The sequence below is a fragment of the Plantibacter sp. VKM Ac-2880 genome (assembly GCF_015351235.1).
In the GTDB taxonomy this organism is placed as follows: domain Bacteria; phylum Actinomycetota; class Actinomycetes; order Actinomycetales; family Microbacteriaceae; genus Plantibacter.
The window spans coordinates 20,652-41,130 of sequence record NZ_JADKSJ010000002.1; the positions used below are offsets into that span (position 1 = coordinate 20,652).

The following is a 20,479-nucleotide window of genomic DNA, read 5'->3' on the forward strand; positions in this document are numbered from 1 at the left end:
GGCGCCGTCAGGGGGTGGGGCGTCCGGGCTGGTCGCCGAGCTGCACGCCGATCAGCTGGGTGGTCGTCACTTCGGGGGCGGCCTGCTCCTTCGGCGTCCGAGGGGAACGGCGCGTGCGAACCTCGACGATCTTGGCGACACCCGACAGGATGAGGCAGAGCACGATGTAGATCGACCCCATCACGATGATCGACGGGATGATCGGACTGCCGTACAGCGCCTGCGAGCCGAACTGCTTCGCCAGGTACAGGAGCTCCTGGTAGGTGATGAGGAACCCGAGCGCCGTGTCCTTCAACGCGACCACGAGCTGCGCGATGATGACGGGCAGCATCGCCCGGATCGCCTGCGGGAACAGGATGAGACGGAGGACGGAGGACTTGCGCAGCCCGATCGCGTACGCGGCCTCGCCCTGCCCCTTCGGGAGCGACTCGATGCCCGCTCGGAAGATCTCGGAGAACACCGCCCCGTTGTAAAGCGTGAGCGCCACGACCACCGCGACGAACGGTGTCACGAAGGTGAAGCCGAGCGGCGGCAGGCCGTAGTACATGAGCATCATCAGGATGAGGACCGGGACGGCCCGGAAGAACTCGATGAAGATCGTGAACGGGACGCTGATGATCTTGTGGTCCGACAGTCGACCGATCGCCAGTACCAGTCCGAGGATGACGCTGCAGACGGCCGCGACCGCGAAGGCGGACAGCGTCGCACCGGTCGCCTGGAGGATCTGCTCCCACACCCGGGGGAAGGTGAAGAGCTTCCACTTCGAGGCGGTGAACTGCCCGGTCTCGATGAACCGGAAGACGATGAAGGTGAGGATGCCGGCGACGACGAGGACGGTGGCGACGCCGATCCACCGGTAGCGGACGACGGCCTTCGGGCCGGGGGTGTCGAACAGGACGGAGCTCATCGCGCGATCCTCCACTTCTTCTCGAAGGCCCGTTGGGCGAGGGACAGGAGCGACACGAGGGCGACGAAGATGAGGGCCACCCAGAGCAGTCCGATGAGGAGCGGCTCACCGCGCTCGGACAGGTTCGCGCGGATGGCGCCGGCTTCGGCGACGGAGAAGCCCGCTGCGACGGTGGTGTTCTTGAGCAGGGCGATCAACACGCTGAACAGCGGCGGCAGCACCGCACGGAACGCCTGCGGGAGGATGACGAGCGTCATGGTCTGCCCGAACGGCAACCCGATCGCACGAGCGGCCTCGGCTTGGCCGATCGGCACCGTGTTGACGCCGGAACGCAGGACCTCGGCGACGTAGGTCGCGGTGTAGAGGCTCAGGCCGATGATGGCGAGCGTGGTGTAACTCACTTCCGGCAGCCCGAGTTTGGGGTAGCCGAAGGCGAAGAAGAAGAGGATGAGGGTGAGCGGGGTGTTGCGCACCGTGTTGACGTACACGGTGCCGAACAGGCGCATGGCCGGCACCGGCGACACCCGCATCGCACCGACGATGGTGCCGAGCACGAGCGCGAAGAACCCCGACACCACGAACAGCAACAGGGTGTTGCGGAAGCCGGTGACGAAGAGGTCGAGATTGTCGAGCAGGACGTTCATGTCGCGCACGCCTTTCGGGAGGGGGACGCCCGTGGCGGGCGCCTGGGCGGAGTCGACGGGACAGCTCCCCCGGACGGCCACTGGTGCGTGGCCGCCCGGGGCGCTGCTTAGTAGTCGTCGACCGCCGGCTGCGTCACCTTGGTGCCCGAGGCTCCGAGGGTCGCGTCGTAGATCTTCGTCCAGGTGTCGCCACCATCGGTGAACATCGTGTTGATGAAGTGGCGGAGCGCGTCGTCACCCTTCGGGAGACCGATGCCGTAGAGCTCGGTGCTGAACGGCTCGCCGACCACCTTGAGGGTGTCCGGGAACTGCGCCGCGTAGCCGATGAGGATGGCCTGGTCGGTGGTGACCGCGTCGACCTTGCCGTCGTTCAGCGCCTCGACGCACTGCGAGTAGGTGTCGAACTCCTCCGTCTTGGTGTCGGGGAAGTTGTCCTTGATGTTCTGGATGGGCGTGGAACCGGTCGCCGAGCAGACGGTCTTGCCGGCGAGGTCGTCCTCGCCCTTGATGTCGTCGTTGTCCGCCGCGACGAGCAGGCCCTGGCCGGTCTCGAAGTACGGACCGGCGAAGTCGATCTGCTCCTTGCGCTTGTCGGTGATGGAGTAGGTCCCGACGTAGTAGTCGATGTCGCCGTTCACGATCGCCGACTCGCGGTTCGCGCTGGGGATCGCCTTGAACTCGATCTTGTCGGCGTCGAAGCCGAGCGATGCGGCGATCCACGTCGCCATCTCGACGTCGAAGCCGGAGCGTTCGCCGGTGGCCGCGTCGAGGTACCCGAGACCGGGCTGGTCCTCCTTCACGCCGATGCGGACCTTGTCGGCCTTCACCATCGCGTCGTAGGTGGGGCTGCCCTCGAGCTGGACGTCGGAGGCGACCTCGAAGAGGGCGCCGCCGTCGGACGCGCCGTCGGTCGATCCGGTGCCGGCGTCGCCGCCGCTGCACCCGCTGAGCGCGAGCGCTGCTGCAGCGACTCCCGCGGTGATGAACATGAGCCTCTTGCGCATGTTGTCCTTCCTTCCTTGGTGCCCGGGACGGGCCGATCGGTTGGTCAGTTCCGGGTCGCCGCGCGGGGAGCGCGATCCGGAGTGGGATGGGTCAGTGGGTGAGGAGCTTCGACAGGAAGTCCTTCGCACGCTCCGACTGCGGGTTCGTGAAGAACGACTCCGGATCGGTGTCCTCGAGGATCTCCCCGTCGGCCATGAAGACCACGCGGTCGGCGGCCTTCCTGGCGAAGCCCATCTCGTGGGTGACGACGATCATCGTCATGCCCTCGCTGGCGAGCTGCACCATGACGTCGAGCACCTCGTTGATCATCTCGGGGTCGAGCGCCGAGGTGGGCTCGTCGAAGAGCATGACCTTGGGCTTCATGGCGAGGGCTCGGGCGATGGCGACGCGCTGCTGCTGTCCGCCGGACAACTGCGCGGGCAGCTTGTCGGCCTGTACGCCGATACCGACGCGCTCGAGGAGCACCTTCGCCGCGTCGTCGGCATCGCGCTTCTTCTGTTTGCGCACCTTGATCGGGCCGAGCGTGACGTTCTCGCGGATGGTCTTGTGCGCGAACAGGTTGAAGGACTGGAAGACCATGCCGACGTCGGCCCGGAGCTCGGCGAGTTGCTTGCCTTCCTCGGGGAGGCGCTTGCCGTCGATCCGGATCTCCCCCGAGGTGATCGTCTCGAGTCGGTTGATCGTGCGGCACAGGGTCGACTTGCCGGAACCGGACGGCCCGATCACGACGACGACCTCGCCCTTGTTGACGGTGAGGTTGATGCGCTTCAGGGCATGGAAGTCGCCGTAGTGCTTCTCGACGTCCTCCATGACGACGAGCGGCTCACCCCGGCCCGCCTGAATCGGATTGCTGGTGGTCTCGTATGCTCCGGCGGATCCGCGCGACGACGGGGCTTCGGGTTCCGTCGGGCCGGAGTTCGGGGACGCTGTTGGCTCCATGTAACCCAAACTAGGTGACCGCGTGTTTCATGCGCATGACGGAAGCGCTACGGTTACCGTTTCGTAACCTGGCCGATCGTGGTCAGGCGTGCTGCGCGAACGCGCTCTCGAACACGCAGACCGACGCGGCCGTCGCGAGGTTCATGCTCTCGGCCCGTCCGTAGATCGGAACCGTGACCGCGCGGTCGACCAGTGCCAGGTGCTCATCGGTGAGCCCTCTGGCCTCATTGCCGAACACCCAGGCCGTGGGCTGCGCGAGCACGCCCTCGGACCGCGCCGCCAGCAGGTCTTCACCCTTGATGTCCGCCGCGAGCGTCTGCAGACCCGCGGCACGCGCGCGTTCCAGGACGGCGGGCAACTCGACGCCCACGGCGACGGGCAGGTGGAACAGCGAGCCGGTCGTCGACCGGACGACCTTGGGGTTGTAGAGGTCGACGGTCCGTCCGCTGAGGACGACGGCGTCGGCTCCGGCGGCGTCGGCCGCCCGGATGATCGTCCCGAGGTTGCCCGGATCGCGGACCTCCTCCAGGATGACGACGAGCTGCGGCTCGCCGGCGAAGATGTCCTTGATGGAGGTCGGGAACTGCTGCGCGACCGCGATGAACCCCTGCGGTGTGACGGTGTCCGCCATCGACTCGAGCACCTGCTCCGTGACGAACTCGATCTCGAGGCCCGCGGCTGACGCGGCGGAGGCGATCTCGGTGTAGCGCTCGAGCGCCGTCGGCGTGGCGTACAACTCGAGGATCAGGTCGGGCCGGAACTGCAGGGCCTCCGACACCGCCTGTGGTCCTTCGAGGAGGAACAGGCCAGTCTCCTGTCTCGCCGGACGCTTGGCGAGCTTGGCGACGGATCGGACGCGCGGGGACCGCGGATTGTCAAGCACGCACCCATCCTAGGGCGCAGGCTCCGGACAGACGAAACGGCCCGATCCCCTGAGGGATCGGGCCGTTCGAACACGTCCGAGGACGAGCGCAGGGCTTGCGACTAGGCGGAGACCTTCGGCGCCGAGGTGTCGGCGGGCAGCGCGGCCTTGGCCGAGGCGACGAGCGCCGCGAACGTGGCGGGCTCGTGCACGGCGAGCTCGGCGAGCATGCGACGGTCGACCTCGATACCGGCGAGGCCGAGACCCTGGATGAAGCGGTTGTACGTCATGCCGTTGGCGCGCGACGCGGCGTTGATGCGCTGGATCCAGAGGCGACGGAAGTCACCCTTGCGCGCACGACGGTCACGGTACGAGTAGACGAGGGAGTGAGTGACCTGCTCCTTGGCCTTGCGGTACAGACGCGAACGCTGACCGCGGTAACCGGCGGCGCGCTCGAGGATGACGCGACGCTTCTTGTGAGCGTTGACCGCCCTTTTGACTCTTGCCATGTTCCTAGTTCCTTACGGGTAAACGGTCTAGCGACCGAGCAGCTTCTTCATGACCTTGGCGTCGGCGGGCGCCAGCACCTGGTCCTGGTTCAGGCGACGGGTGCGACGGCTGGACTTGCTCTCCAGGTTGTGTCGCATACCGGCCTGCTGCTTCATCAGCTTGCCGCTGCCGGTGACCTTGAATCGCTTCTTGGCCCCGGAGTGGGTCTTCTGCTTCGGCATGGGATTCCTCGTTTCTTATCGGTTCTCGTCGGTGGATGACTCCACCGGAGCAGCCTCGTCGGCTTCGTCGGCTTCAGCCGGACGTGCCTTCGATGCCGCACGTTGTGCGTTGGCTTCGGCCTTGGCCTCGGACTTGTTCTTGAGTGGCCCGACGACCATCACCATGTTGCGGCCGTCGACCATCGGGGTGGACTCGACGGTGCCCCACTCGGACACGTCCTCGGCGAACTTCTGGAGCAGGCGGACGCCCTGCTCTGGGCGGGACTGCTCGCGGCCGCGGAACTGGATCATGGCTTTCACCTTGTCGCCGGCCTTGAGGAAGCCCTCGGCGCGCTTGCGCTTGGTCTCGTAGTCGTGCTGATCGATCTTGAGGCGGAACCGGACCTCTTTGAGGATGGTGTTCGCCTGGTTGCGCCGGGCCTCTTTGGCCTTCTGCGCAGCCTCGTACTTGAACTTGCCGTAGTCCATGATCTTCGCGACGGGCGGCTTGGAGTTGGGTGCGACCTCGACGAGGTCGAGATCCGCTTCCTGCGCGAGGCGAAGGGCGACCTCGATTTTGACGACGCCGACCTGTTCTCCGCCGGGACCGACGAGTCGGACCTCCGGAACGCGGATACGGTCATTGGTACGGGGATCGCTGATGCGGAGCTCCTCTGACTGGGTGGGATGCCACACGGCAGGTCCGATACCTGCGACGCGACGAATTCGGTTCACCACACACCCGTACCCCCGAGCGGTGTTCATGAACACCGTGCCGGAAGGCACCACGCCCTGGCTACCCGAAGCCGTGAAGCGTCGGGCGGAGCGTGACAACCCGGTAACCTAATGAAGCGGTCAAGCGCGGGTGGGAGAATCTCCTCTTTCGTACCGAGACATGTCTCGGAGCACCGCACGAGTCTAACAGAGGATCCACGTGAACAACACCACCAGCCCTTACGACCACGACGACGAGTCGGGCGGAGCCGATCAGGCCACCCGCGACATCGCGGACGTCCCCGCCGTCGAAGTCATCACCACCGCCGCCGTGCACCTCATGAGCGCCGCAGCGGTCAAGTGCGGCCTCGCCGACGCCCCCGACGCCCAGACCGACCTCGACGAGGCCCGGAAGCTGATCAACGCCCTCGCCGGCCTCATCACCGCGGGGGCTCCAGAGATCAGCGACATGCACGCCCGTTCACTGCGCGACGGCCTCCGTTCGCTGCAGCTCGCCTTCCGGGAGGCCTCGGCCATCCAGGACCCCATCGGCAAGGGGCCCGGCGAGAAGTGGACCGGCCCGGTCACCTGATCCGGTTGCCGCCTCGCCGGCCGGAGAACGGTCGGCGAGCGGCGCGGTCAGTCTGCGGGACGGAGCGAGACGGCGAGTGAATCCACCCGGGTGGCGATCGTCTCGTCGGCCGCCCACCGCTGGGCGAGCCGGGCGAGTACCGCGTCGAGTTCCTGCTGGGTGAGGCCCTGCAGCAGCCCGAGTTCGACCACCAGCTCGGATCCGGCCAGCTTCGCTTCGGGGTCACCGGCACGCAGCCGCACGGTCACGACCGCGAGTTCCGGTTCGATCGACCGTTCGAACGCCTGCCGAACCGATTCGTCGCTGAAGCTCGGCGTCCACGGCTGTGACTGTGCGATGGCCCAGAGCGCCGGCCGACGGATGGCGAACTCCGTCGTCGACGTCGGATCGAGCACCACGACGTCGGTCTGCTCACTCGCGGCAGCCAGCGCGACCCGGACACCGTCGGCGGGGATCGGCCGGGCCGTGCCGTTCCAGACTGACATGGCCCCCACCGAGCTGAACACCGGGAGGACCGTCCGACCGTCGGGGCCGGTCACGGTCACGATCGACAGCTCCTGCGACTTGTCCACCAGCTGACCGTGCTCATTGCTCCCGGCCTCGCCGAGGTGCGCCACGAGCGGGATGAGCAGTCGTGAGTCCCGGAAGGCGTCGACGACCTCCGCCTCACCGACCTCACCGGCGCGGAACCGCCGCAGGGCCTCGATCAGGCGTTCCGGCGCGCTGCCGTCGTCGCCCGAGCTCGCGTTCTGCTGGAACCGTCGACCGGCCCAGGGCTGGCCGGCGGAATCGGCGCCACCCGGCGTCGGGTGGTGGTGCTGGCCGGGCTCGGGACCGTCGTCAGTTGCCGGAGACATCCAGCGCCTCGGCCAGGGTGAAGGCACCGTTGTACAGTGCCTTCCCGATGATCGCCCCTTCGAGGCCGAACGGGACGAGTTCACGCAGCGCGACCAGGTCGTCGAGGCTCGAGATCCCGCCGGAGGCGACGACCGGCCGGTCGGTGCGGTCGATCACCTGTCGGAGCAACTCGATGTTCGGGCCCTGCATCGTCCCGTCCTTGGTCACGTCGGTCACGACGTACCGGGCGCAGCCCGCCTCCTCGAGGCGGTCGAGTACGGTCCAGAGGTCGCCCGCGTCCTGCGTCCACCCGCGGGCCGCCAGGGTCGTCCCCCGGACGTCGAGACCGACCGCGATCGCCTCGCCGTACTGGGCGATCACACTCGCCGCCCATTCGGGGTTCTCGAGCGCCGCGGTTCCGAGGTTCACGCGCTTGACGCCCGTCTCCAGCGCCTGCTCCAGGGAGGCGTCGTCGCGGATGCCACCGGAGAGTTCGATGTTCACCCCGCGCGCCTTCGAGATGACCTTCCGGATGATCGCACGGTTGTCGCCCCGGCCGAACGCGGCGTCGAGGTCGACGAGGTGGATCCACTCAGCGCCCTGACGGGCCCAGTCCAGAGCCGCATCGACGGGTTCCCCGTAGTTCGTCTCGGAACCGGCCTCGCCGCGCGTCAGGCGGACGGCCTTCCCGTCCACGATGTCGATCGCCGGCAGCAGGGTCAGGCCGGCCGTCGTGTTGAACTCGTTCATGATCCACCGTCTCTTCGGAAGCGGCCAGCCCGTCGGGCGTCGGCGCACAGGATGCCTCGTGGCACAAACACCTGATCCTAGTCGGGCTAGAGCGTGCCGAGCCAGTTGGACAGGAGGCGGATCCCGGCGGTACCCGACTTCTCGGGGTGGAACTGCGTCGCCGACAACGGACCGTTCTCGACGGCGGCGAGGAAGGGCACCCCGTGGGTCGCCCAGGTGAGGCGTGGCTCGGGGAACGGCGGCATGACCTCCAGGGTCCAGGACTGGGCCGCGTAGGAGTGGACGAAGTAGAACCGCTCGTCGGCCAGGCCGTCGAAGAGGACCGAGCCGGCGTCCGGCGCGACCGTGTTCCAGCCCATGTGCGGCAGCACCGGTGCGGTGAGTTCGGTGACGGCGCCCGGCCACTCGCCGAGCCCCTCGGCCTCGGAACCGCGCTCCACCCCGCGCTCGAACATGACCTGCATGCCCACGCAGATGCCGAGGACCGGTCGGCCTCCGGCGAGACGGCGGTCGATGACCTCGTCGCCGTGGGAGGAACGCAGGGCGCCGATGACCGCGTCGAAGGCGCCGACACCCGGGACGACGAGTCCGTCTGCGGCTTGGGCGGCCTTGCGGTCCCCCGTCAGGACGACATCGGCGCCGGCGAGCTCGAGCGCCTTCACGGCGGAGTGGACGTTGCCGGAACCGTAGTCGAGGACGACCACCGACGGGCGCGCCGTCACAGCGAACCCTTCGTCGACGGGATGCCCTGGACCAGCGGATCCAGCGCCTTCGCCCGACGGAAGGCACGCGCGAACGCCTTGAACTCCGCCTCGGCGATGTGGTGCGGGTCGCGGCCGGCGAGCACGTTGACGTGCACCGTGAGACCGGCGTTGAAGGTGATCGCCTCGAAGACGTGACGCACCATCGACCCGGTGAAGTGTCCGCCGATCAAGTGGAACTCGAACCCGGCAGGCTCACCCCCGTGCACGAGGTACGGGCGGCCGGAGATGTCGACCACGGCCTGGACGAGCGCCTCGTCGAGCGGGACGAGGGCGTCGCCATAGCGCGAGATCCCCGACTTGTCGCCGAGCGCCTGGCGGATCGCCTGCCCGAGGGCGATGCCGACGTCCTCGACCGTGTGGTGGACGTCGATGTCGACGTCGCCGGTCGCGCGCACGGTCAGGTCGGTCAGCGAGTGCTTCGCGAACGCCGTGAGCAGGTGGTCGTAGAACGGGACGGAGGTCTCGATGCTGCTCGTACCGGTGCCGTCGAGGTCCAGTTCCAGCTCGATGCTGGATTCGCTCGTCGAGCGCTGGATCCGGGCCGTTCGCTGCTGCGTGGTCATGCGTTCCAGTGTATCGAGGGCGTGAGCGTCACACGCCGTGTGTCGGACGACGGTGGTCGCCACGTCATCCGGGAGCGACCGTCCGACACGACGCCTATCGTTGAGAGGTCATGACTTCCTCACTCAGCACCACGCCGGCCGCCGCTCTCGACCAGGCGGAGATCGCCGCACTCCGGGAGCGGTTCCCGATCCTCGCCCGCGAGATGAACGGGCACCCGCTCGTGTACCTGGACTCAGGCGCCACCTCCCAGCGTCCGACCGAGGTCCTCGACGCCGAACGGCACTTCGCGACCCATGCGAACGCAGCGGTCCATCGCGGCGCCCATCTCCTGGCCGCGGAGGCGACCGAATCCTTCGAGGACGCACGGGCGACGGTCGCAGCATTCATCGGTGCGGACGAGCGCGAACTCGTGTGGACGTCCGGTGCCACAGCCGCCCTCAACATCATCGCCGGGGCGATCGGGAACGCGAGCGCCGGACTCGGCGGCGCAGCGGCCGAGCGGTTCGGCCTCGGGCCCGGCGACGAGATCGTCGTCACGGAACTCGAACACCACGCGAACCTCATCCCTTGGCAGCAGCTCGCCGCACGGACGGGCGCCACCCTCCGTCATCTGCCCGTCGACGAGAACGGCGTCCTCTCGCTGGACGCCGCCACCGCCGTCATCGGCGACCGCGCCCGGATCCTCGCCTTCGCGCACGTGTCGAACGTGACCGGCGCGATCGCCCCCGTCACCGAGCTCGTCGCCCTCGCCCAGCGCGTCGGCGCGCTCACGGTGCTGGACGCCTGCCAGTCGGTGCCGCACCTCCCGGTCGACGTCACGGAGCTCGGCGTCGACTTCCTCGTGTTCTCCGGCCACAAGATGCTGGGCCCGAACGGCATCGGTGCCCTCTGGGGTCGCCGTGCGTTGCTCGACGCGCTTCCCCCCTTCCTCACGGGCGGATCGATGATCACGATCGTCACGTTGGACGGCGCCGAGTTCCTGCCGGCTCCGCAGCGGTTCGAGGCCGGTACGCAGCCGGTCTCGCAGGCGATCGCGCTCGCGAGCGCGGTCCGATTCCTGCAGGACGTCGGCATGGACCGCATCCATGCCACCGAGGCCGCGTACGGCCGCCGGCTCGCGGCCGGTCTCGCCGCCGTCCCCGGGATCCGTCTGATCGGGCCGCAACCGGGCTCACCTCGAGCCGGCCTCGCGAGTTTCGACGTGGCGGGTGTGCACGCGCACGACGTCGGGCAGTTCTTCGACGATCGCGGGATCGCGGTGCGGGTCGGGCACCACTGCGCCCAACCGTTGCACCGCAGGCTCGGCCTGACCGCTTCGACGCGCGCCAGCAGCTACCTCTACACGCTCGAGTCCGAGATCGAGGCGTTCCTGGACGCCGCCGCACTCGTCGGTCCGTTCTTCGGGGTGGGGCGATGAGCGGTCTCGAGAGCCTGTACCAGGAGCTCATCCTTGACCACGCCCGGCAGCGGCACGGGTTCGGCCTGCAGGACGACCCCGCAGCCGAATCGCATCAGCTCAACCCCACCTGCGGCGACGAGGTCACCCTGCAGCTCCACCTCGAGTCCGACGGCAGCCTCCGGGCGATCGCCTGGGAGGGGCACGGCTGTTCGATCTCCCAGGCCTCGAGCTCCTGCCTGAGCGACCTCGCACCCGGCCTCACCCCCGGCGAGCTCCAGACCCTCATCGAGGAGTTCCGCACGGTCATCCGATCGCGCGGCACCCTGCAGTTCGATGAGGAACGCTTCGGCGATGCCGCGGCCTTCGGAGGCGTCTCGCGCTACATCGCCCGCGTCAAGTGCGCGATGCTGCCCTGGGTCGCCGCCGAGGAGGCCGTCTCACGGCTGTGAGCGGACCCGGTGCACGGTCGATCGGCGCGCCGACCGCCCGCGTCACGCAGGGCTGATGGCTGCCAGCGCCTCCAGGAACGCAGTCGTCTCCGACTCCGTGCCGGCGGTGACCCGCAGGTGGTTCGGGATGCCGACGTCGCGGATCAGGACGCCCCTCGCCAGCAGCGCCTCGAAGGCGGCGTGCGGGTCTGCGACACCGCCGAAGAGCACGAAGTTCGCGCCGCTCCGCTTCGGGTCGTAGCCGAGGCGCCCGAGTTCGACCACCAGGCGATCCCGCTGCGATCGGATGTCGTCGACCATCGCCAGCATCTCGTCTGCGTGGCGCAGCGCGGCGGTGGCGGCGGCCTGCGTGAGCGCACTCAAGTGATACGGCAGCCGGACCAGCCGGAGGGCGTCCACGACGGCCGGGTCCGCAGCGAGGTAGCCGAGCCGGACACCCGCGAAGGCGAACGCCTTGCTCATCGTCCGCGACACGATGAGGCGGGGCCGCCCCTCGAGCAGACGCAGGGCGCTCGCCTCGTCATCGTGGGCGAACTCCGCGTACGCCTCGTCGACGACGACAATGCCCCGCGACGCCTCGTACACCGCGGCGACGGTCTCCAGCGAGAGCGGTGTGCCCGTCGGGTTGTTCGGCGAGCAGAGGAACACGAGGTCTGGGTCGGCCTCCGCCACCTGCCGTGCCGCCGTCTCCGGTGAGAGTTCGAACTCCAGGTCGCGTTCCGCCGGGATCCACGTCGTGCCGACGCCCGCGGCGAGCAACGGGTACATCGAATACGTCGGGACGAATCCAAGCAGGGAACGGCCGGGGCCACCGAACGCCTGCAGGATGTGCTGCAGGACCTCGTTCGAACCGTTGCCCGCCCAGATCTGTTCCGGAGCGACGCCGTGACCCAGGTACTCGGCCAGGGCCTTCCTGAGGACGGTGAACTCGCGGTCCGGGTAGCGGTTGACGGTGAGGACGGCGGAAGCCAACGAGGCGACGATGTCGTGCGCCACGGCCTCAGGAATGGGATGCGTGTTCTCGTTGACGTTCAGCGCCACCGGCACCTGCGCCTGTGGGGCACCGTACGGACGCTGTCCTCGGAGGTCGTCGCGGATGGGGAGGTCGTCGAGAGCAGTCACCCGACAATCGTAGCCAGTCGCACGCGGCGGTAGCCGCGCTCCGGAACGCTACCGAGCAGCGCGCTGCCCTTACTCCGCTGCGTACCGCTGCGGGATGGCCAGACGTTGCCCGGGCTCGACGCCGGCGGTGCTCAGCTGGTTGAGGTTCATGATCTCGGCGATCACGTCGCGAGGGTCCGCATCCGGGGCGATGGACTCGGCGAGCTGCCAGAGCGACTCACCCGGGTCGACCGTGATGTAGCTGAAGGTCGTCCCCGCGACTGCGGTGTTGGCGGCAGCCCCACCGGCAGAGAGGCCGACGACCGCGACGCCGATGACGAGAGGGATGGCGGCGAGCGTGGTGAAGACGACCCGCCCGCGTCGTGTGAGACGGAGCCGACGCGCGGGCCGCGCGTCCGACGCCGGTGCCTGCGCGGTGCGCGTGGAAACCGTTGCGTGTGACCCGATCAGTGCTGCGCTCATGTCAACCCTCCAAGTGTGTGCTCATCGTGTGATGAGGACTCGTATCCGGCCCTCGGCCGAGAGAGCCGGATACGAACCTGTGTTCCGAATATATCTTCGATTGTTCGAATACTCAACCCTGTATTCGTACCTTCACGTCGGCAAATCGACGACACGCTCGAACAGATGTTTGTCTGGTCGAGCTGGGGCGGATACAGTTTCGAGTGTTGGAAGCAGTACACCACCACCCACCGACATCGGTCACCGACAGCCGATCAGGGCAGGAGCGAAGATGGCAGCGAACACGGCGGGCGACGGCGCGCGGGAGCGTCAGGTCGGCGGCACCCGGCGGCGGAAGAGTCTGAGCGACAAGCAGCTCGCGATCCTCGACGTCATCCAGCGCTCGGTCTCACAGCGGGGGTATCCGCCGAGCATGCGCGAGATCGGTGACGCCGTCGGGCTCGCGTCGCTCTCCAGCGTGACCCACCAACTCGGTCAGCTCGAACTCAGCGGTTACCTCCGGCGCGACCCCAACCGCCCCCGCGCCATCGAGGTGCTCATCGACCTCCCGAGCGCGGTCGAAGGCAGCGACCCGGACACCGCTCCCCCGGTCGGTGACGCGGCGATGGTGCCGCTCGTCGGTCGGATCGCCGCCGGTATCCCCATCACGGCAGAGCAGCAGGTCGAAGAGATCTTCCCCCTCCCGCGCCAGCTGGTCGGGAAGGGCAGTCTCTTCATGCTCAAGGTCGTGGGCGACTCCATGGTCGACGCCGCCATCTGCGACGGTGACTGGGTCGTCATCCGTGAACAGAAGACCGCGGAGAACGGCGAGATCGTCGCCGCCATGCTCGACGAGGAGGCGACGGTGAAGGTGTTCCGTCAGCGCGACGGCCATACCTGGCTCCTCCCCCGCAACTCGGCGTTCGAGCCCATCCTCGGCGACCACGCCGAGGTGCTGGGCAAGGTCGTCGCGGTGCTCAGGACCGTCTGACGACAGCACGGCGGACGACGACGGGCCGGGACGATCAGACGATCGTCCCGGCCCGTCTCCGTCTGAACCGGTCCGGTCGGCTCGACTCGACGCAGCTCGGCCTTGGAGCGGCGCGCAGCGAGATGTTCCCAATCCGACACCCTGGTCCTACGCTGAACGCATGGACGCCGGCCGGAACGCTCGTAGGAGTCGGCCGTCCCGCCGTGCAGGCCTCCTGAGCGCGTCCTCACTCCTGTGCATCGCGATCCTGGTCGGCTGTGCCCCCGCGCCCGACGGTGGCTCGACGACCACGGCCGTTCCGACCGACGCCACCGTGGGACTGCGTCAGAACCGCGATCAGTACGCCGGCCGTTCCGCGATCATCCGCGTCGAGAACGGGAGCGACGACGACCTCGTCATCGTCGGCCTCGAGCTGTCCGGGTCCGCCTTCGACGGAACCACCGACCGCGACCGGACCTCGGCCGTACCCGCGGGGCAGACGAAGGATCTAGCCGTGGAGCTTCCCCCGCCGGATTGCGACACGGCGACCTCGGACCTCCAGGCGGACATCGTCCTGCACCTCCAGGACGGTGCCGTGGTCACGATCGAGGCAGTGGAGGACCCCACCGAGGTCCTCCCCCGTCTACACGGAGCCGAGTGCACCGTCGTGGGCGTCGAACGCATCGCGAGCATCACCGGCGAGTCCTCCGTCCGACTCGAGGGCTCCGGCCCGTCGACGGTCGCGGTCCTGACGATCACCGCCACGCCGACCGGCCGGCCCGGCCGCCTCGACCTCGTCGAGCTGCGGTCCACGGTGCTCCTCAAACCGGCGCCCGACGCATCGATGCCGACCGACGCCTCGGCGTGGCCGCTCGACCGCACCGTCGACGCGACCAGCGGTCCTCAGTCGATCGACGTCCGCATCGTCCCGACGCGGTGCGACCCGCATGCGCTGGCGGAGGACAAAGTGGGGACGCTCTTCCCGCTCGTGGTGCGCATCGACGGTGGACCGGTCTCGGTCATGACGCTGCCGTTGCCTCCAGCCACCGCGACCGCGCTGAAGGACGCCGTCCGGATCCGCTGCGGTTGACGCGCAACCGACGCGGCGATGGCCCGGAAGCTCAGGACGTGGCCGGCGGTGCCGGGAAGATCTCTGCGAACGGCTCGAGCGCTGCCGCCAATTCTGCGCCGACCAGCGCGTGCACGATGGTCCCGCGCTCGTCGTAGTCCGTCGACAGCACCTTGCCACGTTCGTGCAGCAGGGTGACCAGGTCGCCGCGGTCGAAGGGGACGAGCACGTTGACCTCGTTGCTCGGCGCCGGGATGAGCGCCTCGATGCGCTTCATCAGCTCATCGATCCCGACTCCCGTCCTGGCGGAGACGAACACGGCGTCCGGGACCAGACCGCGGAGGACGAGCAGCTGTCCGTCGTCGACGAGGTCGGCCTTGTTGAAGACGACCAGTTCCGGGATGTGGCGCGCCCCGACCTCGCCGATCACATCGCGGACCGTGGCGATCTGACCCGCGGGGTCGGGATGCGCGGCGTCCACGACGTGCACGATGACGTCGCTGTCGGCGACCTCCTCCAGCGTCGACCGGAAGGCCTCGACGAGCTGGTGCGGGAGGTTACGGACGAAGCCCACGGTGTCGGCGAGCGTGTACTCGCGACCGTCTGACGTCTCGTTGCGTCGGACCGTGGCGTCGAGCGTCGCGAACAGGGAGTTCTCCACGAGGACGCCGGCCTTCGTGATGCGGTTGAGCAGACTCGACTTCCCGGCGTTCGTGTACCCGGCGATCGCGACCGACGGGACGGTGTTGCGTCGACGGTTCGCCCGCTTCGCCTCGCGCGCCGGCTTCATCGCGGTGATCGACTTGCGCAACTTCGCCATCCGGGTGTGGATGCGTCGGCGGTCGAGCTCGATCTTCGTCTCACCGGGCCCTCTCGAGCCCATGCCGGCCCCGGCGCCTCCGACCTGCCCACCGGCCTGACGGCTCATGGACTCACCCCAACCGCGCAAGCGCGGGAGGAGGTACTCGAGTTGCGCGAGTTCGACCTGCGCCTTGCCCTCGCGGCTCTTCGCATGCTGGCTGAAGATGTCGAGGATGACGGCGGTGCGGTCGATCACCTTGACGCCCACCGCGTCCTCGAGGGCTCGACGCTGGCTGGGTGCGAGCTCGGTGTCGGCGATGACCGTGTCGGCGCCGAGCGCCTGCACGATGGCCTTGAGCTCCTGCGCCTTGCCACGACCGAGATAGGTGCTCGGGTCGGGATGCGGCTTGCGCTGGAGCAAGCCGTCGAGGACCACGGCCCCGGCGGTCTCGGCGAGCGCGGCGAGTTCGCGCAAGGAGTTCTCCGCGTCGTGCAAAGCACCCTGCGGATAGACACCGATGATCACGACGTTCTCGAGACGGAGCTGTCGGTACTCGACCTCCGTGACGTCCTCGAGCTCCGTCGACAGGCCGGCGACGCGTCGGAGCGCCTGGCGGTCCTCGCGGTCGTACTGCTCACCGTCGTCGGACGAGCCACCCGTGGTGTCCGACGTCTGCAGGGCGGTGGCACCACTGCCGAACAGCGTGTACCCGCTCGAGCGGGACGCGGCACTCGTGAGCACGCGCGCCACCACGTCGTCGGGATCGGTCACCGAGACGTCATCCAATCCGGCTCCTGGGTCGACGTCGGCGTCGTCTGCGGGGTCGTGGGCTGCATCCATCGGTGGTCTACTCATCGCGTTAACTCTACGTCCTCCTGGTCCGGTACCGTTCCTGTATGTCGAATGAGCACTACTTCACCGCCGAACCCGCGAGCGAGTTGCAGCTCAGACCGATCACCGCGAAGCTCGGCGGCGTGGACCGATCCCTCGTCTCGGCGAGCGGCATCTTCAGCCCCGGCCACCTCGACCAGGGCACGCTCGTACTCCTCGCGAACACGCCACCGGCCCCGGCGACCGGCGACCTCCTCGACATCGGATGCGGATGGGGCCCGATCGCCCTGTCGCTCGCTCTGGCCTCACCGGAGGCGACCGTCTGGGCGGTCGACGTGAACCAGCGGGCGCTCCAGCTCACCCGCATCAACGCGGAGCGACTCGGGCTCGACAACATCCGCGCCGTCCTGCCGGAAGACGTGCCGGACGAGGTCCGGTTCGCCACCATCTGGTCCAACCCACCGATCCGCGTGGGCAAGGACGAACTGCACCGCCTGCTCATGCACTGGCTCCCGCGACTGGAGGACGACGGCGACGCGTGGCTCGTCGTGCAGAAGAACCTCGGCTCGGACTCCCTGCAGAAGTGGCTCCAGGAGGCGTTGCCCGCATCGTTCCACGTCGGCCGGGCAGCCATCGCCAAGGGCTTCCGGGTCCTGCACGCCAGGCGTCGCGAACACCGCTGAGCAGCGGGTTCAGGCCAGCGTGATCGTCCCGGAGTAGACGAGCGTCGCGGGGCCGGCCAGCACGACGTGCTCGCCGTCCTCCTGCTGCACCATGCGGACCCCGAGCACACCGCCCGGGACCTCCACCCGCCAGTCGTCGGGCGCAGCCGTTCCGGCCCAGTGCCGGAAGGCGAGTGCCGCGGCGGCCGTCCCGGTGCCACAGCTCAGCGTCTCGCCGCTGCCCCGCTCGTGCACGCGCATCCGGATCCGTGCCACGCCGTCGGCGATGAGCGGCTCACCGGGGACCACCAGCTCGACGTTCGCACCGTGCGGCGGCGTGGGCTCGAGCTGGGGGACGTACTCGAGCTCCGCCCCATCGAGTTCCGCGGCGTCCGCCACCGCGACGACGATGTGCGGGTTGCCGACGTCGATCCCGATGCCGGGTCGGGCGACGGGGAGCCCCTTCACCCGGACGAGCGTCTCCCGTTCGTCGAGCGACCAACGGCCGAGGTCGACGGCGTACCCGAGCGGGTCGTACCCGATCGTCCGGACACCCGCGCGGGTGCCGATGGCGAGTTGCTCACCGCGGGCCAGGGTCACGAGACCTCGTTCGAGCAGGTAGTGCAGGAACACCCGGATCCCGTTGCCGCACATCTCGGCGACGGAGCCGTCTGCATTGTGGTAGTCCATGAACCACTCCGCTGCGGGATCGGCTGCCAGCGCTGCTGCACCGACGTCGAGGTGCTCCGACCGCACGGCTCGGATCACGCCGTCGGCGCCGATCCCGAAGTGTCGGTCGCAGAGCGCCGCGATCTGTTGCGGGTCGAGGGGCTCTCGGCCGTCGGGATCGGAATACAGCACGAAGTCGTTGCCCGTACCGTGGCCCTTCGTGAAGGAGAGTGTCGACGCCATCCGCCCAGTCTACGGGCGAGTCCGGCCGACGAACTCGTCCGCTTCGGCGCTCCCGCCCTGCACCCACGTGATGTCGGGGTACCGCTTGAACCAGCTGACCTGCCGCCTGGCATAGCGTCTCGTGAGTCGCTGGGTCTCGGCGATCGCCTCCGGCTCGGTGAGTTCCGACCGGAGCTGCGCCGCCGCCTGCGCGTACCCGATGGCCCGCGCGGCGGTGACACCGCGCTCCAGCCCCTGCTCGAGCAGCGCAGCGGTCTCGTCGACGAGGCCCGACGCCCACATCGCCTCGACGCGCCGGTCGAGCCTGGAGACCAGTTCCTCTCGCGGCGTGGAGACGCCGACGACCTCGACCGGTCGCCAGGGCGTCGGGCGTTCGGGCAGCGCAGCGCCGTGCCCTCGCTCGGCGAGCTCATGCACTTCGAGCGCCCGGATGACCCGCCGGGCGTTCGCCACGTCGACCCGCTCCGCCGTCGCGGGGTCCGCCTGACGCAGCCGCTCGACGAGCGCGACGATCCCGTCCCGTTCGAGGTCGTGCTCCAACCGCTCCCTGACGAGCCGATCACGAGGGGGGAACCGGAAGTCGTGGATGACGCTGGACACGTACAGCCCCGAGCCGCCCACGAGGATCGGCGTGACCCTACGGGCCAGGAGTCCGTCGATCACCGCGCGAGCCGTCGGCTGATACCAGGCGACGGACGCCTCTTCGGTGACGTCGAGCACGTCGAACAGGTGATGCGGGATCCCCCGCCGCTCCGCGACCGGCAGCTTCGCCGTACCGATGTCCATGCCGCGGTAGAACTGCATGGCGTCGGCGTTCACGATCTCAGCGGGTCGACCGGCGTCCCGGAGAGCGGTCGCCAGGTCGAGCGACAACGCGGTCTTCCCCGTCCCGGTCGCTCCGACGACCGCGAGGAAACCGGTCACCGACGTTCGCCGTCACTCGGGTCGTAGATGGGCGCGGTTGTCACGCCGGCGACGGGCGCCCCGATCCGGAGTCCGGGAAGTCCGAGCGACACTCGCCCGGGTTCGCTCGCCCCGGGGATGGCGGGGACGCCGCAGGAGTCGGCCTGGGCCCGATCCCAGGCATCTCCTGCCCGCGTGCGGCGCACCCGCAGCGGTGCACCGGCCGGCGCGTCGGCGAGAAGGTGGAAGGACGCGGCTTCAGTGATGGTGACCGTCACGACGTCGCCCGGTCGCGGGACCTCGGATCCTTCGGGCACGTCGAAGTGGACGAGCCGTGAATCCTCGGCCCGACCGCTCAGGCGATGCGTCGTGTCGTTCTTGCGGCCCTCACCCACGGCGACGAGGAGTTCGACCGTTCGACCCACCTGCCGCTGGTTCTCTTCGAGACTGATCCGGTCCTGCAGCGCGACGAGTCGTTCGTAGCGCTCCTGCACGACCGCCTTCGGCACCTGGTCGGGCATGGTCGCCGCGGGTGTCCCCGCCCGGATGGAGTACTGGAAGGTGAACGCGCTCGCGAACCGCGCGGCCTCCACCACCCGGAGCGTCTCCTGGAAGTCCGCTTCCGTCTCACCGGGGAACCCGACGATGATGTCGGTGGAGATCGCTGCGTGCGGAATCCGTGCGCGCACCCGGTCGAGGATGCCGAGGAACCGCTCCGACCGATACGAACGTCGCATGGCTTTGAGGATGCGGTCGGATCCCGACTGCAGGGGCATGTGCAGCTGCGGCATGACGTTGGCCGTCTCCGCCATGGCGTCGATGACGTCGTCGGTGAAGGCGGCGGGGTGCGGGCTGGTGAACCGGACACGCTCGAGTCCCTCGATCGTCCCCGCCGCGCGAAGCAGCTTCCCGAACGCCTGTCGATCACCGAACTCGACCCCGTAGGAGTTCACGTTCTGGCCGAGGAGGGTGACTTCGATCGCGCCGTCGTCGACGAGCGCGCGCAGCTCACCGAGTATCTCACCGGGACGTCGGTCCTTCTCCTTACCCCGGAGGGAGGGCACGATGCAGAAGGTGCAGGTGTTGTTGCAGCCGACGGAGATCGACACCCAGCCGCTGTAACTGGAGTCCCGCTTCGTGGGGAGCGTGGAGGGGAAGGTGTCGAGGGACTCGAGGATCTCCAGCTGGGCTTCGTCGTTGTGCCGAGCCCGTTCGAGCAGGCTCGGGAGCGACCCCATGTTGTGGGTCCCGAAGACGACGTCCACCCACGGCGCCTTCTTGAGGATGACCTCTTTGTCCTTCTGCGCGAGACAGCCCCCCACGGCGATCTGCATGCCGTTCCGCTGCTTCTTGATCGACGCCAGGTGCCCGAGGTTGCCGTACAACTTGTTGTCGGCGTTCTCGCGGACGGCACAGGTGTTGATGACCACGATGTCGGCCTGCTCGCCGTCGGCCTTGACGTATCCGGCCGCCTCGAGCGAGCCGCTCAGCCGTTCGGAGTCGTGCACGTTCATCTGGCAGCCGTACGTGCGCACCTCGTAGCTCCGCTGTCGACCGGCTTCGTCGATCGCTGCGGGAGAGGCGCTGATGACCGTCGGGGTCTCGACCATACTGCTCATACCAGGAGTCTA

The 20,479-nt window shown here is 68.6% G+C and carries 24 protein-coding genes; 6 read left to right on the top strand and 18 right to left on the bottom strand.

Translation table 11 applies throughout. The annotated features are described in order from the left end of the window. Nucleotides 1-7: 7 nt before the first annotated feature. The 8 genes from ITJ57_RS12300 to infC all read right to left on the bottom strand — a co-directional run bounded on the left by ITJ57_RS12300 (nt 8) and on the right by infC (nt 5,763). Nucleotides 8-907 (bottom strand): amino acid ABC transporter permease, encoded by a 900-nt coding sequence (locus tag ITJ57_RS12300; protein ID WP_194670432.1) that lies wholly within the window; start codon nt 905-907, stop codon nt 8-10. Further along, a complete protein-coding gene (locus tag ITJ57_RS12305) occupies nt 904-1,551 on the bottom strand; it encodes an amino acid ABC transporter permease (RefSeq protein WP_056013357.1) in 648 nt (215 codons plus the stop codon). Before ITJ57_RS12305 ends, ITJ57_RS12300 begins: the two co-directional genes overlap by 4 nt. Before the next feature lie 107 nt (nt 1,552-1,658). Further along, entirely contained in the window at nt 1,659-2,555 is an 897-nt protein-coding gene (locus tag ITJ57_RS12310; protein WP_056012056.1) for a glutamate ABC transporter substrate-binding protein, read from the bottom strand. 91 nt (nt 2,556-2,646) lie between these two features. Next, on the bottom strand, nt 2,647-3,366 hold the full coding sequence (locus ITJ57_RS12315) for an amino acid ABC transporter ATP-binding protein (protein ID WP_194671442.1): 720 nt from the start codon (nt 3,364-3,366) through the stop codon (nt 2,647-2,649). Nucleotides 3,367-3,577: 211 nt separating this feature from the next. Continuing rightward, the gene (locus tag ITJ57_RS12320) at nt 3,578-4,378 is read right to left on the bottom strand and encodes an RNA methyltransferase (protein ID WP_194670433.1); all 801 of its coding nucleotides are present in this window, start codon (nt 4,376-4,378) and stop codon (nt 3,578-3,580) included. A 101-nt stretch (nt 4,379-4,479) separates the two neighbouring features. Continuing rightward, nucleotides 4,480-4,866 (bottom strand): 50S ribosomal protein L20, encoded by a 387-nt coding sequence (rplT, locus tag ITJ57_RS12325; RefSeq protein WP_056012066.1) that lies wholly within the window; start codon nt 4,864-4,866, stop codon nt 4,480-4,482. A 27-nt stretch (nt 4,867-4,893) separates the two neighbouring features. Beyond that, the gene (gene rpmI, locus ITJ57_RS12330) at nt 4,894-5,088 is read right to left on the bottom strand and encodes a 50S ribosomal protein L35 (protein WP_056012069.1); all 195 of its coding nucleotides are present in this window, start codon (nt 5,086-5,088) and stop codon (nt 4,894-4,896) included. A gap of 15 nt (nt 5,089-5,103) precedes the next feature. Continuing rightward, complete coding sequence (gene infC / locus ITJ57_RS12335; RefSeq protein WP_370582375.1) at nt 5,104-5,763, bottom strand: translation initiation factor IF-3; 660 nt, start codon at nt 5,761-5,763, stop codon at nt 5,104-5,106. A gap of 238 nt (nt 5,764-6,001) precedes the next feature. Here infC and ITJ57_RS12340 point away from each other — a divergent pair, with 238 nt between their 5' ends. Further along, nucleotides 6,002-6,373, top strand: a complete 372-nt coding sequence (locus ITJ57_RS12340) for a DUF1844 domain-containing protein (RefSeq protein WP_137243218.1) — start codon at nt 6,002-6,004, stop codon at nt 6,371-6,373. Between the two features lie 47 nt (nt 6,374-6,420). Here ITJ57_RS12340 and ITJ57_RS12345 read toward each other — a convergent pair whose 3' ends face one another. From ITJ57_RS12345 to hisB, 4 genes are all read right to left on the bottom strand, one after another. Continuing rightward, the gene (locus tag ITJ57_RS12345; RefSeq protein ID WP_194670434.1) at nt 6,421-7,230 is read right to left on the bottom strand and encodes an SseB family protein; all 810 of its coding nucleotides are present in this window, start codon (nt 7,228-7,230) and stop codon (nt 6,421-6,423) included. Next, complete coding sequence (gene priA, locus ITJ57_RS12350) at nt 7,214-7,960, bottom strand: bifunctional 1-(5-phosphoribosyl)-5-((5-phosphoribosylamino)methylideneamino)imidazole-4-carboxamide isomerase/phosphoribosylanthranilate isomerase PriA (RefSeq protein WP_194670435.1); 747 nt, start codon at nt 7,958-7,960, stop codon at nt 7,214-7,216. Before priA ends, ITJ57_RS12345 begins: the two co-directional genes overlap by 17 nt. 86 nt (nt 7,961-8,046) lie before the next feature. Then, a complete protein-coding gene (gene hisH / locus ITJ57_RS12355; protein ID WP_194670436.1) occupies nt 8,047-8,682 on the bottom strand; it encodes an imidazole glycerol phosphate synthase subunit HisH in 636 nt (211 codons plus the stop codon). After that, nucleotides 8,679-9,287, bottom strand: a complete 609-nt coding sequence (hisB, locus tag ITJ57_RS12360) for an imidazoleglycerol-phosphate dehydratase HisB (protein ID WP_194670437.1) — start codon at nt 9,285-9,287, stop codon at nt 8,679-8,681. The genes hisH and hisB overlap by 4 nt, the downstream gene beginning before the upstream one ends. Nucleotides 9,288-9,397: 110 nt before the next feature. Between hisB and ITJ57_RS12365 the strand changes: the two genes are divergently transcribed. Next, on the top strand, nt 9,398-10,705 hold the full coding sequence (locus tag ITJ57_RS12365) for a SufS family cysteine desulfurase (RefSeq protein WP_194670438.1): 1,308 nt from the start codon (nt 9,398-9,400) through the stop codon (nt 10,703-10,705). Beyond that, nucleotides 10,702-11,136: a Fe-S cluster assembly sulfur transfer protein SufU gene (gene sufU / locus ITJ57_RS12370; RefSeq protein WP_194670439.1), complete on the top strand. Its 435-nt coding sequence runs from the start codon at nt 10,702-10,704 to the stop codon at nt 11,134-11,136. The genes ITJ57_RS12365 and sufU overlap by 4 nt, the downstream gene beginning before the upstream one ends. A gap of 42 nt (nt 11,137-11,178) precedes the next feature. Here sufU and ITJ57_RS12375 read toward each other — a convergent pair whose 3' ends face one another. Together ITJ57_RS12375 and ITJ57_RS12380 are read right to left on the bottom strand one after the other, a co-directional pair. Continuing rightward, nucleotides 11,179-12,258: a histidinol-phosphate transaminase gene (locus ITJ57_RS12375; RefSeq protein WP_194670440.1), complete on the bottom strand. Its 1,080-nt coding sequence runs from the start codon at nt 12,256-12,258 to the stop codon at nt 11,179-11,181. A gap of 69 nt (nt 12,259-12,327) precedes the next feature. Then, nucleotides 12,328-12,720, bottom strand: a complete 393-nt coding sequence (locus ITJ57_RS12380) for a LysM peptidoglycan-binding domain-containing protein (protein WP_194670441.1) — start codon at nt 12,718-12,720, stop codon at nt 12,328-12,330. A 271-nt stretch (nt 12,721-12,991) separates the two neighbouring features. On the opposite strand from ITJ57_RS12380, the gene lexA reads away from it, so the two are divergent. Together lexA and ITJ57_RS12390 are read left to right on the top strand one after the other, a co-directional pair. Beyond that, nucleotides 12,992-13,690, top strand: a complete 699-nt coding sequence (gene lexA, locus ITJ57_RS12385) for a transcriptional repressor LexA (protein ID WP_056012094.1) — start codon at nt 12,992-12,994, stop codon at nt 13,688-13,690. 160 nt (nt 13,691-13,850) lie between these two features. After that, complete coding sequence (locus ITJ57_RS12390; RefSeq protein ID WP_194670442.1) at nt 13,851-14,759, top strand: hypothetical protein; 909 nt, start codon at nt 13,851-13,853, stop codon at nt 14,757-14,759. A gap of 31 nt (nt 14,760-14,790) precedes the next feature. Here the strand turns inward: ITJ57_RS12390 and hflX are convergent, their stop codons facing one another. Continuing rightward, nucleotides 14,791-16,395, bottom strand: coding sequence for a GTPase HflX (hflX, locus tag ITJ57_RS12395; protein ID WP_228507231.1), 1,605 nt, complete (start codon nt 16,393-16,395; stop codon nt 14,791-14,793). 41 nt (nt 16,396-16,436) lie between these two features. On the opposite strand from hflX, the gene ITJ57_RS12400 reads away from it, so the two are divergent. Further along, a complete protein-coding gene (locus ITJ57_RS12400; protein WP_194670443.1) occupies nt 16,437-17,054 on the top strand; it encodes a class I SAM-dependent methyltransferase in 618 nt (205 codons plus the stop codon). A gap of 9 nt (nt 17,055-17,063) precedes the next feature. On the opposite strand, the gene dapF is transcribed toward ITJ57_RS12400, so the two are convergent. The 3 genes from dapF to miaB are packed head-to-tail and all read right to left on the bottom strand — an operon-like array spanning nt 17,064 to nt 20,467. Beyond that, nucleotides 17,064-17,945: a diaminopimelate epimerase gene (gene dapF, locus ITJ57_RS12405; protein WP_194670444.1), complete on the bottom strand. Its 882-nt coding sequence runs from the start codon at nt 17,943-17,945 to the stop codon at nt 17,064-17,066. Between the two features lie 9 nt (nt 17,946-17,954). After that, on the bottom strand, nt 17,955-18,869 hold the full coding sequence (gene miaA / locus ITJ57_RS12410) for a tRNA (adenosine(37)-N6)-dimethylallyltransferase MiaA (RefSeq protein ID WP_194670445.1): 915 nt from the start codon (nt 18,867-18,869) through the stop codon (nt 17,955-17,957). Beyond that, a complete protein-coding gene (gene miaB, locus ITJ57_RS12415; protein WP_194670446.1) occupies nt 18,866-20,467 on the bottom strand; it encodes a tRNA (N6-isopentenyl adenosine(37)-C2)-methylthiotransferase MiaB in 1,602 nt (533 codons plus the stop codon). The genes miaA and miaB overlap by 4 nt, the downstream gene beginning before the upstream one ends. Nucleotides 20,468-20,479: the final 12 nt, after the last annotated feature.